The sequence below is a fragment of the Anabaenopsis tanganyikae CS-531 genome (genome assembly GCF_029891675.1).
Taxonomy (GTDB): domain Bacteria; phylum Cyanobacteriota; class Cyanobacteriia; order Cyanobacteriales; family Nostocaceae; genus Anabaenopsis; species Anabaenopsis arnoldii.
In genome coordinates this window covers 13,084-25,525 of the sequence record NZ_JANQDF010000187.1, presented here as the reverse complement: position 1 = coordinate 25,525, position 12,442 = coordinate 13,084, and the positions used below count along the sequence as shown (strand labels likewise).

At 39.7% G+C, this 12,442-nt stretch carries 7 protein-coding genes and 3 pseudogenes; 5 read left to right on the top strand and 5 right to left on the bottom strand.

The features are described from left to right. The first annotated feature begins 78 nt into the window (after positions 1–78). Together NWP22_RS18070 and NWP22_RS18065 are read left to right on the top strand one after the other, a co-directional pair. Positions 79–2,574 (top strand): hypothetical protein, encoded by a 2,496-nt coding sequence (locus tag NWP22_RS18070; RefSeq protein ID WP_280802204.1) that lies wholly within the window; start codon positions 79–81, stop codon positions 2,572–2,574. Next, positions 2,567–3,874 carry a coiled-coil domain-containing protein gene (locus tag NWP22_RS18065; RefSeq protein ID WP_280802203.1) on the top strand — a complete coding sequence of 436 codons (1,308 nt, stop codon included), beginning with the start codon at positions 2,567–2,569 and terminating at the stop codon, positions 3,872–3,874. The genes NWP22_RS18070 and NWP22_RS18065 overlap by 8 nt, the downstream gene beginning before the upstream one ends. A 107-nt stretch (positions 3,875–3,981) precedes the next feature. Here NWP22_RS18065 and NWP22_RS18060 read toward each other — a convergent pair. The 4 genes and pseudogenes from NWP22_RS18060 to NWP22_RS18050 form a co-directional block, all read right to left on the bottom strand. After that, a pseudogene (locus NWP22_RS18060) lies at positions 3,982–4,080 on the bottom strand (biliverdin-producing heme oxygenase); the annotation flags it as partial. Continuing rightward, positions 4,081–4,278 (bottom strand): annotated as a pseudogene (locus NWP22_RS18405) (Bpu10I family restriction endonuclease); the annotation flags it as partial. A 34-nt stretch (positions 4,279–4,312) separates the two neighbouring features. After that, positions 4,313–5,455: pseudogene (locus NWP22_RS18055) on the bottom strand (IS4 family transposase). Positions 5,456–5,499: 44 nt separating this feature from the next. Further along, positions 5,500–5,952 carry a type I restriction-modification system subunit M N-terminal domain-containing protein gene (locus NWP22_RS18050; RefSeq protein WP_271733012.1) on the bottom strand — a complete coding sequence of 151 codons (453 nt, stop codon included), beginning with the start codon at positions 5,950–5,952 and terminating at the stop codon, positions 5,500–5,502. Positions 5,953–6,278: 326 nt separating this feature from the next. On the opposite strand from NWP22_RS18050, the gene pheT reads away from it, so the two are divergent. Both pheT and NWP22_RS18040 read left to right on the top strand, forming a co-directional pair. Continuing rightward, on the top strand, positions 6,279–8,714 hold the full coding sequence (gene pheT / locus NWP22_RS18045; protein WP_271733011.1) for a phenylalanine--tRNA ligase subunit beta: 2,436 nt from the start codon (positions 6,279–6,281) through the stop codon (positions 8,712–8,714). Between the two features lie 133 nt (positions 8,715–8,847). After that, positions 8,848–9,117, top strand: a complete 270-nt coding sequence (locus NWP22_RS18040) for a YciI family protein (protein WP_280802202.1) — start codon at positions 8,848–8,850, stop codon at positions 9,115–9,117. A gap of 144 nt (positions 9,118–9,261) precedes the next feature. On the opposite strand, the gene NWP22_RS18035 is transcribed toward NWP22_RS18040, so the two are convergent. Further along, on the bottom strand, positions 9,262–9,453 hold the full coding sequence (locus NWP22_RS18035; RefSeq protein WP_271733008.1) for a hypothetical protein: 192 nt from the start codon (positions 9,451–9,453) through the stop codon (positions 9,262–9,264). A 349-nt stretch (positions 9,454–9,802) separates the two neighbouring features. Here NWP22_RS18035 and NWP22_RS18030 point away from each other — a divergent pair, with 349 nt between their 5' ends. Then, a complete protein-coding gene (locus NWP22_RS18030; protein ID WP_280802201.1) occupies positions 9,803–12,331 on the top strand; it encodes a sugar phosphate nucleotidyltransferase in 2,529 nt (842 codons plus the stop codon). Positions 12,332–12,442 lie beyond the last annotated feature (111 nt).

Sequence of the window (12,442 nt, the reverse complement as noted above, 5' to 3'; positions counted from 1 at the left end):
GCGACAAAAATTATATACTCATGATAAACTGGAACTTAGACTAAATTTTTACATAGTTGACATTACTTCGAGTATTTCATGTGTAATTATACTATCAAAATCACCAGGGCTGTTATTCGGCATATCCTCAAGTTACATAATTATTTTGAGGATATAGCACAAGTCTTGACAGACCTGAGTCAGGGAAACCTGGGAGATAAAAAAAAATTACGGGGATACCAAGATTTATGGCGCACTAGAAGAGGTGATATTAGAGTTGTTTGGACTCAAAATAATTATGAAATTTTAGTAATTGCGGCGGGGTTAAGACGTGATGTTTATAAAAAAATCCCCATTGATATAAATCCAGAAGGTGCGATCACACTAGCCGAGCTACTGGGAATTGAACCAACACGTGTACGGCATCTCCCCACTTACCAATTTGATCATAAACGAGTTACTTCTTGGTATGAGTTTGTTTATGGTGGTTACTTGTATTCACCTCTTCTTACTCCTGAGCAACAAGCAATTTATCAGCAATTAATAACCTCCGCACCACCAAATCATATTGAAATTAATAGTTTTTTATTACAGAGCGCACCAGGTACAGGTAAAACGGTATGTGCTGCTTTAATAGCTTGTGAATTATTCAAAACAGCAGGTTGGAATGTTGCCTTAATTGTTCCCGAAGCTTTACGCTCTGATCTGGAAAACTTTACCGAGATAAAATCAATTTTACAGGACCAAGATTTAAATTCACAAGACCAAAGGGCAAATTTTTTCCTAGGTACTTTTAAAGAGTGGTTGCAGCAGGCGGAACCAAACATATATGCTCAGATTGCCACGGATGAAGAAGAGTTAACTGCTTTACAACAAGAACTCCGAAGAGTTCATATAATTGGTCACTCTGACGAAATCAAATATCGGGATTTAGTGTTATTTAGGGCGTTTGTGCTCAACGGAAATAATTTAAAAGAAAATAAAGATGCGCTCACCAGGGTAGGAGGAGTTAATATAAACAACTGGAAAGAAATACTAGGAGATAAAAAAACTTGGCTAGATGGGTTAAGAGAAATTACAAAAACTATTCCTCCACCAGCAGGAATTACAACGCTGTTGATATTTGATGAAGCTCAAGATTATTTAATGGCTGAAATTGAAGCTATCAAACAAATGTTGTTAAGATGGCATCAACATAGCCATTCTCATGTCCTCTGGCTGTTAGGAGATATGAATCAAAGGATTCAACCCACTGGTTTTCATTGGGGACAATTACAACTGAATATAACACATTCTCTGACATACAATTATCGCAATACCCAGCGTATTTTAGAATTTGCCAATATTTTTCACGATTTTGCACAAGCAGCTAACTTACAAAAAGACGGAGAACATTTACCTCATCCCAGTGATCCTAAAAACTGTTTTGAAGAGGGTGAACCCGTAAGGATTTTAGAATGCAACTCACCAGAAGAATTATCACAAGTTCTCTCTCGACTCAGTAAGAGGGTAAGATACACATCAAATCAAGATGATCGAGATGATCGCTCTGTTCTGCAAGAGCTTTCTAGCCGTGTCAAGTTAATCCATCAAGATATTGCTCATATTCCTCCAGAAGATCAGAAACCGGGAATAGATTACCTGAAGGTTACGGAAGCTAAAGGGAGGGAGTTTGACGCTTGTGTGGCTTTTTCCGTATTCCAGGGACAAGGAACACTATCAATGGAAGAAGCAAGTAATTTATATACAATTTTTACTAGACCTCGTTATAGATTACTAATCCTTACCACTACTGATGAAATTAAGCGCATTGGTAGAACCCATTTTAATCAATGTCAGGTTTTCAATTTTTCTAATGCTGATCAACCATTAGCATGGATTACAGAGTTTGCTAATGGAGAACAGGTATTTCAAGATCCAGATAGAATATCTAACCTCATTTATGAACGTTTACGCAGTCAGCCTTTGAGAATTTACTGGGATACCTATGCGGCTTTGAGAGCAGCCAGGCTTGACAATCAAACAGTATTAGAAATTGAGCAGAAAGCTATAGAATTTTTAAGATCACCTAAAAAGGATGAATCTCAAAAGGATGAATCTCAAAAGGATGAATCTCAAAAGGATGAATCTCAAAAGGATGAATCTCAAAAGGATGAATCTCAAAAGGATGAATCTCAAAAGGATGAATCTCAAAAGGATGAATCTCAAAAGGATGAAATTATTCTGCAAGAATTAACAGAATTAAGAGAATTAGAACAACAGCAACCTAGTACTTTTTGGAGTCCCATTGATATCGTTCCCCTGAAATGCCTATTATTAAGGGCTTTAGGTAGATACTGGGATGCAGTAGAAGAAATATCCCAATTACAGGAAAGCAACCCGGAAGAATATCGGTCTGTAGTAGAGCGCATTGCAAATGAACTTGAGCAACAAGGACTGATATATGAAGGGGCTAGAGTGAGAATGAGGATTGGTGAAGATATTCCTCAAGATTATCCATTCCGAGATATAATTGCCCATCAACATGGTTCCATTGTATCTGTCCTGTGCCAAGCTGCTATAAACCAAATTTCTCAAGGAGAAACCAATGACTAATGATCAAAACCGGACAGATTTAGAACTTGCTAAAGACCTTAAAAAACTCACCGAGGTAATTGATAATTCTCTACACAGAGCCAACGCAATTCTTGAACAAGCCAAAGAAGTTGAGGAAATAAGAATTGTAATTGCTGAAGTTCGCACTAGCCGTGATCAACTTATAGAATCTCAAAGGGAAGCCGGAGAAATTGGAGATCAACTATCTCAGAGATTAGAAGATTTACAAACTCTTGAAACAAATATTCGACAACTTGACGCTCAAGTATCCCGGAATTTAGAAGCTGTAGAAAGTTGTGGCAATCTTCTCGATGAATTAACGCAAGCAAAAAGAGAACTGGAGGAAATTGGTGTTACCAGTCTTGTGGAACAAGCAAGATTAATTTTGGAAGATGTAAATAATCTTACAGCAGAATCCCGGATGATTTTACTAACAACACAAAATTATTTAGAGCAATCTCAACAAATTAAGGAAGACAATCTGGCAATATCTACTGCTAATGCTAGAAGCATTAATGAGTCCATCTCACAGATTGATAGATATAATCAAAATATTGAAGCTCAAGTATCCCAGAACTTAGAAAATTTACAAAGTTTTAGCAATATTCTCAGGGAATTAAAGGAAGCAAAAAGAGAACTGGAGGAAATTGGTGTTACCAGTCTTGTGGAACAAGCAATATTAATTTTGGAAGATGTAAATAATGTCAGAGCAGAATCCCAGAAAATTTTACTAACAACACAAAATTATTTAGAGCAATCTCAACAAATTAAGGAAGACAATCTGGCAATATCTACTGCTAATGCTGCAAGCATTAATCAGGCTATCTCACAAATTGATAGATATAATCAAAATATTGAGGCTCAAGTATCCCAGAACTTAGAATATTTACAAAGTTTTGGCAGTATTCTCAAAGAATTAAGGGAAGCAAAAAGAGAACTGGAGGAAATTGGTGTTACCAGTTTTGTGGAACAAGCAATATTAATTATTGACAATGCCAAAGGCATTTTAACACAACTTGAGTCTATTAAGAGTGAAATAGACGGTATAGGAGGTTTAGACGAAATTAGAAACCTACTGCAACAGGTAGATAATACCCGTGTGGAGTTGACGAATTCAAACCATCAATTGTCATTGTTACAAGGAGAAATAAGGGAGATCCAATATTTGGAGAACTATTTACAAGATTTTGGCAGGGTTCGTAATCATAAACAACTTAGGCAGTTTTTAAGACAGGAGTTAGGATTTATAGGATTGATAGTTTACGTACTTCACTTACTAACTCGTAACAGAAAAAGATAGATGGCCAAGATCAGGTTTTGGGGGTAATTTCCCTCTGGTTGTCTTCATATACAGAAAACAATCACAGGGCCACTACCCCCATATATAGTCACTCCAACTCCAAAAAATTACGACTCAGTAGCTAGTTCGGTGTTACCACGTTGACGACGACGGGTGAGACTATTAAACAGCATCACACCGATGGACTTGATAAAATTACCTTCCAATTAAAAATATCCTCTATCTAGCACTACTTCTACCTGATCATGTCCAGAATCAGGAAAGCATTCATTCAGGTGAAAAATAAATCTTTTAAAACAATCTAAATTAAGAGGATGTTCATCAACATAACTGACATAGGTGTCTCTATTTTCTCTTCTGTCATTAGAATTTCTAAATTTACTTCGTATATCAGATGAAAGTCTTTTTGCTTTTCTGCTGAAGGGGGGACAAAATAAACTAAAAGACCGACTGTATAAGGTTCATAGCTCTTAGACCTTGTTGATAATACTTGCGCTTATTAGGATTTAGTCTCATTAATTGGGCTACCAAAGATTGACAATTATCCATAAGAATGACCCAAGTATAACCATATAGACCAATATAAAAACTGCTATGTCGTCTGGTACTACGGCTCTTTTCTTTAACTCTTCCGACATATTCTTGTACACCCTTGCGTTTAATCTGTTGTCCTTGAATTGTCGCTGATGTGTAGGCAATAGCTATTAACAAAATTAGTGAAATCAACCCTTCTCCCGTGACTTTTGTATCTTCTAAATTATAGCCTACTGTTTTAAAATCTCTAAACATTTCTTCAAGTTAAAAGCGTTGTTTATAAGCTGTAATGGCTGCTCCTAGCTCTGGTAAATCTGTGAGAATCAACCATCCTTATTTTGGTGCTATACCCTTGAGCTTCCGTTTCCATTTACAGGCTAAATTAAAATATCCAAAACCTTTAAGTTTCGTGACTTTAACTCCTGGTAAAAATAATGATAATCCTGGTGCTAAACCCAAATCTTTCAACTCTAACCAAATCTCCGATTCTTTTTTGATAAATTCATTTTTTCTTCACCTTAAACAAAAGCTTAAACCTTGCTGATTCAACCAATTTGCTAATTTTACCGAACAAAATTCTCTATCTCCTAACACACATATTTTATATTTTTTTACTATCGCCAAAATCTCGGTCAACGCTTCTGTTTGTTGTTTGAGATTACTATTTCCTTTTTGCTTCAATAATTCAAAATATATCGGTATTGCTCGTTTGTCCCACACTATGCTTATCATGAATAAATTTATACATGACCATTTAGTCCGGTCTATTACTAGATATATTGTTTCTTTGTTTTCAAAGTATGTCTCTAACCAAACTTCAATTATTGGCAACCATATTTTCTTTATTGTTAATTTTGGTGATGATAAAAATCTTTGTATTTTTTTGCGTCTGCTTTGAAATTTTATGGGTATTGGTAGCGCATTCGCTAAAGTTTCTAAACTCACCTGTTTGATTGATTGTAAAATATCGAGCAGGATTTTTAACAACAGGTATTCTCCTAGACTTAATTGACTTCTGATATAGTTTTGATAAAATGTTGGTATCATTTTCATTAGATAGGTCTTATTGACAATACTTGACCTATCTTTTTCTACCATAAATCGTCACATTCTTGACACTGCCTTGCTTTCAGCCTTGTTTGTCTCCCCTTCAGGTAAACTATATTATCAATGGGTAATACACCTTTGAGAGAGGGATTTTCCTTTTCTATGGCTTCCATCCCTTGATCAACTAATTGCCCAATCCGTGGGTTTTTAGCGTTACCCTGGAAATGTAACCATCGTGCAGGTATGGGAACATAAAATACATTTTCCGCCTTGTATTCGTCCCGATCTTCGGGGTCGGCGTATTCATCCTGTGCTAATTTATCGTAGAGTTCATTAAAAGCATCAGAGATGTACTTAAGGAAAATCAAACCCAAGACAACGTGTTTATACTCAGCAGCATCTAAGTGACCCCGCAATTTATCCGCAGCTTGCCATAATTTCTCTTCAAAGCCCAAGTTAGTGCTACCAGCTTTAGATTTAGTTTGTTTCTTGGCCACTTAGTCCCTCACCCTTTACCTGCTGTTGTCCTGGTTCTGATTGATTAAATCATACCATCAACTTAGTCAGTGATTTTACGTTGATTTTAGTAATACTTATGATTGTAAATCAATCAAGTAACAAACTCAGGGGGGAGTGTCAACAAAAATCTTTGCTCAACTCGCCATAAAACTGGGACGCTCTCACCCCAAATTTTCGGTAGGATGATTCAAGATGCAAAAGAGGCTAGGTAAAAACTAGATATTAGTATTCTCCCTCTTTGTTAGAGATACCTTAATTCCGTCTCTACAGCACTCGACAATATTTCAACAAGTAAGCACACTCCATGCGTATTTCTCTAAATTGGCTGCGGGAACTGGTAGAAATTAAACTGAGTCCAGAAGAATTAGCACAAACCCTGACAATGGCTGGGTTTGAAGTGGAAGAGATCGAAGATCGCCAAACTTGGGCTAATGGCGTGGTTGTGGGTAAAGTGCTTGAGCGTCAACCCCACCCCAACGCTGATAAATTAAGTGTTTGTCAAGTGGATATCGGCGCATCTGAGACTTTAAATATTGTCTGTGGTGCGCCTAATGTCAAGGCGGGTATTTACGTACCAGTGGCTACTACTGGTACTTATTTACCAAATATCGATTTAAAAATTAAGCCGGCAAAGTTGCGCGGTGTCCCTTCTCAAGGTATGATTTGTTCTTTAAAAGAACTGGGCTTACCTAGTGATGTGGATGGAATCCATATTTTCCCCCAGGAAAATCTACCTTTGGGTAGTGATGTGCGTCCGTTATTAGGTCTAGATGATGTAATTTTAGACGTTACTGCTACTGCTAACCGTGCTGATGCTCTGTGTATGGTAGGGATAGCCAGGGAAGTGGCGGCTTTGACTGGCGGTAAGTTAAGTATACCTCAACCTGAGACTACATCAGTATCCAGGGGTGCTAGTAATTTAAAATTAAAAGTTGCTGATACCCAGGCTTGCCCTGCTTATATTGGTACTGTAGTTGCACAACTGAAAATTGCCCCTTCTCCTGATTGGTTGCAACAGCGTTTACGGGCGGCTGGGGTAAGACCTATAAATAATGTTGTGGATATTACTAACTATGTTTTATGGGAATGGGGACAACCACTACACGCCTTTGACAAAGACCGTTTACAATCTGTTGGGGGCGGTGAGGGTCTGACTGTTGGTGTTCGCTTTGCTACTGCTGGGGAATCTTTGAAAACCCTGGATGGGGTAACGCGCAAATTGTCAAGCCAAAATTTGTTAATTACTGTTAACAATACACCGGTTGCGCTGGCGGGTGTGATGGGTGGAGAGGAAACAGAAGTCTATGACGGTACTCACAGTATTGTTTTAGAAGCTGCTTTGTTTGATTCTGTGGTTATTCGTCGTTCTGCTCGGAGTGTGGGGTTAAGAAGTGAGGCTTCGGGAAGATATGAACGGGGTGTTAATAGGGCTGAGTTAGAAATAGCTTGTAACCGTGCTTTATCTCTGATGAGTGAATTAGCTGGTGGGGTGATTGTCCAACAGGAAATTGCTGACACTCGCCCAGACCCATCTACTTGGAGTCGTTCTATATCTCTACGTCTTGACCGAGTTAATCAGGTGCTCGGTCCTGTGGATTTGGGAGAGGATACCGGAGAAATTACCGCCGCTGATGTGGAACGCATTCTGTCTGCTTTGGGATGTAACCTAACTTCTACGGGTGAACAAACTTGGAGGGTGACAGTACCGCCCTATCGTTACCGTGATTTAGAACGGGAAATTGATTTGATTGAGGAGTTAGCCCGTCTCTATGGCTATGACAATTTTTGTGATACTCTGCCAGAAAAGTCGGAGGCTGGTTATTTACCCGTAGATCAAGAGTTAATCCGGAAGTTACGCGCTATTCTCAGGGCGGAAGGATTAACTGAAGTGATGCATTATTCTTTGGTCAAACCAGGGGATGATAGACAAATTGTTTTAAGTAATCCCTTGTTTGGGGAATATTCGGCACTGCGAACTGATTTGATATCCGGTTTGATTGATGCTTTTCAATACAATTTAGAGCAAGGAAATGGTTCTCTGAATGGTTTTGACATGGGGCGCATTTTCTGGGAAGAAGAAGATGGTTTGGAAGAAACCGATGCGATCGCTGGTATTATGGGAGGGGACAGGTTTTTGGGTAAGTGGTCAAAAGGCGGTCGTGAACAACCTATGACCTGGTTTGATGCCAAAGGTATTTTGGAAAGTGTTTTTAATGCACTCAATTTAAAGGTAGAGTATCAACCAGATTGTCGCGATCAGCGTTTACACCCAGGACGCACTGCTTCTTTGTGGGTGGGTGGTAACAGACTGGGTATATTTGGGCAACTTCATCCCCAATTACGACAGGAGCGGGGTTTACCTGATTCTGTCTATGTGTTCCAGCTAGATGTTAATGTGTTGTTGGATGCCATTGATCAAGATGAAATTCTCATTCCCACTTTTGTGGCTTATTCTACCTATCCAGCGAGCGATCGCGATATTGCATTCTACGCACCTGTAAACGTCTCGGTGGCAGAAATTGAAAAATCTATTCACAAAGCCGCAAAGGGACTGCTGGAATCTGTAGAATTGTTTGATGAATATCGTGGTGAAAATGTCCCCCCAGGACAACGGAGTTTAGCTTTTCGTCTAGTATATCGAGGGAGCGATCGCACTCTTACTGATACTGAAGTTGAGCCTGTACATAATAAGGTTCGTGAAGCTTTAGTGGAGAAATTTGGCGTTAGTCTCAGAAGTTAATTAACAGTGATTGGAGGTTTTGACCATCAAAATCTCCAATCTTGAAATTCAAGAATTGCCCATCTTAACTGTCTCAGATATATAGTAGAATCTTGGGAAAGAAGTATATTTTCAAGATAAAAAAACAGTAATTATGCCGAAATACATCATGTGGGGAACTTACTGCGAAAACGTTTTGGAAAAACGGGACCCCTATCGTCAAGACCACTTAGATGGGTTAGCAAAACAAAAAGCATCAGGTTTACTGATTACTCTCGGTCCGACCAAGGATACTACTAAAGTGTTTGGAATTTACGAAGCTGAAGACGAAGGAACTGTGCGCCAATTAGTGGAAAATGACCCCTACTGGAAAAATGGCATCTGGACTGAATATTTTGTGAAAGAGTGGATTCAAGCCTTTTGAATAATTATAGGGTGCGTTGACGAACGCGTAACGCACCGAGAAATTTTCTGTTACGGCTAGTCTAATTCACTCCCTCTAACTCTCACAGCTTCGGATACCTATTGAACATTTACCTCAACTGGACTGGCTTGATTAATGAGTTTATTAGCCTTTTAAAGCTTTTCTAAAATTGCGCCGATATGACTTATTGGCAATAAATAAAGCTGGCCATAACAATGATAAACTCAGGCGATTAGATAAAGTTTGACTGAAATTAGTTCGTTCAAACCCATTCCATAACTTCCAAACACCACCCACATAAACCACTATTAAGCCAAAAATAATTAACTTGATCATTGTCATCGACTCCGTTATTGACACTTAAAATCTGTAATCTATGATACTTACTCTCGGCAAGTTCATATTTTACAGCTAGTTAACATTGAGCAAAATGAAGTACCTAATGCCACCATAAAACATAGAGACAAGAAAAACCAATTGAAAGTCAAAAGATCCCAAATTTTCCTTGTTCCTTGTTGTGTCATGGCTTCCTGATGAAGAGATCATAAATCTGCCTATTTCTCACTAGATGCTTCTTAGGTAAGTTACTTAAATACCAATATCCATAGGAGACTAAAGAAAGAACATACAATATACTCTCACGGGTGTGTAAGCAGCAAAAACTGCAAATAACTAAGGAGAATTTATGCGTGCAGTACTGATGGCAGGCGGTTCGGGTACTCGGCTTCGCCCGTTAACTTGTGATCTGCCTAAACCAATGGTGCCTATTCTGAATCGGCCCATTGCCGAACATATCATCAATCTACTAAAGCGACATCAAATCACAGAAGTTATTGCTACATTGCATTATCTACCAGATGTCTTGCGAGACTACTTTCAAGATGGCAGCGATTTTGGCGTGCAGATGACCTATGCTGTGGAAGAAGACCAACCCCTAGGAACCGCAGGCTGTGTCAAGAATATTGCCGAACTGCTGGATGAAACATTTTTAGTGATTAGCGGTGATAGTATCACAGATTTTGACTTAACAGCGGCGATCGCATTCCACAAGCAAAAACAATCAAAAGCCACCTTAGTTTTAACCCGAGTTCCCAACCCCGCAGAATTTGGAGTGGTAATTACGGATGAAGAAAGTAAAATTAGGCGCTTTTTAGAAAAACCTTCTAGCAGTGAGATTTTTTCTGATACCGTCAACACAGGTATTTACATTCTGGAACCAGAAGTATTAGATTATCTACCATCTCATACAGAATGCGACTTTTCCAAAGACTTATTTCCCTTAATGCTGGAAAAAGGTCAAGCCCTGTATGGTTACATTGCTAAAGGTTACTGGTGCGACGTTGGTCATTTAGATGCCTATCGTCAAGCTCAATATGACGCCTTAGATCGTAAAGTAAAACTTGACTTTGCTTATCCAGAAATTTTACCAAACTTGTGGGTAGGGCAAAATACCTTTATCCCCTCCACAGCCATAATTGAAACTCCCGCCCTAATTGGTGATAATTGCCGGATTGGGGCCAGAGTGCAAATTGAAGCAGGAACCATCATCGGAGATAATGTCACCATTGGCGCTGATGCCAATCTGAAACGACCGATTTTATGGAATGGGTCAATTATCGGAGATGAAGGACATCTGAGCGCTTGCGTGATTTCTCGCGGTACCCGTGTTGATCGGCGCGCTCATGTCTTAGAAGCGGCTGTAGTGGGTTCCCTGTCTACTATAGGGGAAGAAGCACAAATCAGCCCTAATGTCAGGGTTTGGCCCAGTAAAAAGATTGAATCAGGTGCAGTGCTCAATATTAACTTGATTTGGGGGAACACTGCTCAAAGAAACTTATTTGGGCAGCGTGGTGTACAAGGATTAGCTAATATTGACATCACCCCAGAATTTGCTGTGAAGTTGGGATCTGCTTACGGTTCTACCCTGAAACCCGGTTCTAAGGTGACAGTTTCCCGTGATCAACGCAACATTTCTCGCATGGTTACCCGGTCATTAATTGCTGGTTTGATGTCTGTAGGTATTGATATTCAAAATCTCGATGCTACAGCTATTCCCATAGCACGGACAGTTATACCCACAATGTCCGTCGCCGGTGGGGTTCATGTACGGGTACACCCAGATCGCCCTGATTATATCCTGATTGAATTTATGGATGCTAAGGGGATTAATATTACCAAAGCTCTGGAGAAGAAAGTTGAAGGAGCTTATTTTAAGGAAGATATGCGGCGATCGCAAATTCATGAAGTTGGCGATGTAGCCTATACCAGTCAAGTAATTGAACGCTATTGCACAGCCTTTGAGAAGCTGTTAAACGTTGATACCCTGCGCAACAGTCGAGCCAAAGTAGTAATTGACTATGTTTATGCTGTATCTGGGGCGGTTTTACCACTCATGTTAGATAAATTTGGGGCTGATGCAGTGGTACTGAATGCGAGTGTGAATAAATCGGCCATGTCAGTTACCGACCGCGAAACACTGCTGACTCAGCTGGGTCATGTAGTGGAGGCGCTCAAAGCCAACTTTGGTGTGCAAGTCTCAGCTAATGGGGAACAGTTGATTTTAGTTGATGAATCAGGCTTTCCCATCCGGGGGGAAATTTTAACAGCACTGATGGTAGACATGATATTAACATCTAACCCCAGAGGCACGGTAGTTGTACCTGTTCATGCTTCTAGTGCTGTGGAACAAGTCGCCCGTCGTCACGATGGCAGGGTAATTCGCACTAAAGCTAATCCTACAGCTTTGATGGAGGCTTGTCAAAAAAATTCTAATGTCGTCTTAGGCGGTAGTGGCGAAACTGGTTTTATTTTCCCCCATTTACATCCGGGTTTTGATTCCATGTTCTGCATCGCTAAGTTAATTGAGATGCTGACTATTCAAGAGCGATCGCTGGCTACGGCGCGTTCAGAATTACCCCGTGTGGTTCATAAAGCTTATACAGTCCGTTGTCCTTGGAGTGCTAAAGGAGCGCTGATGCGTTATTTAGTGGAAACACACCCAGCCCAAAACCTAGAGTTAATTGATGGGGTGAAAATTTGCCAACCCTACGATGATAGTTGGCTATTAGTTTTACCAGACGCCAGCGAGCCTTTAGTACATTTGTATGCCAACAGTAATGATCGCGATTGGGTAGATGAAACACTCAGAAACTACCGCACCCGTGTTCAGACCTTCGTGGAAAGACAACAAGAATACCAACCAGCAGAGGTGTAAATATTGATAGGATAGCGTGGCGATAGCCATACAATAGTGGTTATTTAGAAGTCATTCTTAGACCACTGGGAAGCTCGGAAGTTAAGTGTAGACTTGGTTAGTTTTGAGTAG

Coding starts and splice junctions, on each gene's coding strand:
- NWP22_RS18035 (WP_271733008.1), bottom strand. CDS start 9,453: ATGATCAAGTTAATTATTTTTGGCTTAATAGTGGTTTATGTGGGTGGT.
- pheT (WP_271733011.1), top strand. CDS start 6,279: ATGCGTATTTCTCTAAATTGGCTGCGGGAACTGGTAGAAATTAAACTG.
- NWP22_RS18030 (WP_280802201.1), top strand. CDS start 9,803: ATGCGTGCAGTACTGATGGCAGGCGGTTCGGGTACTCGGCTTCGCCCG.
- NWP22_RS18040 (WP_280802202.1), top strand. CDS start 8,848: ATGCCGAAATACATCATGTGGGGAACTTACTGCGAAAACGTTTTGGAA.
- NWP22_RS18065 (WP_280802203.1), top strand. CDS start 2,567: ATGACTAATGATCAAAACCGGACAGATTTAGAACTTGCTAAAGACCTT.
- NWP22_RS18070 (WP_280802204.1), top strand. CDS start 79: ATGTGTAATTATACTATCAAAATCACCAGGGCTGTTATTCGGCATATC.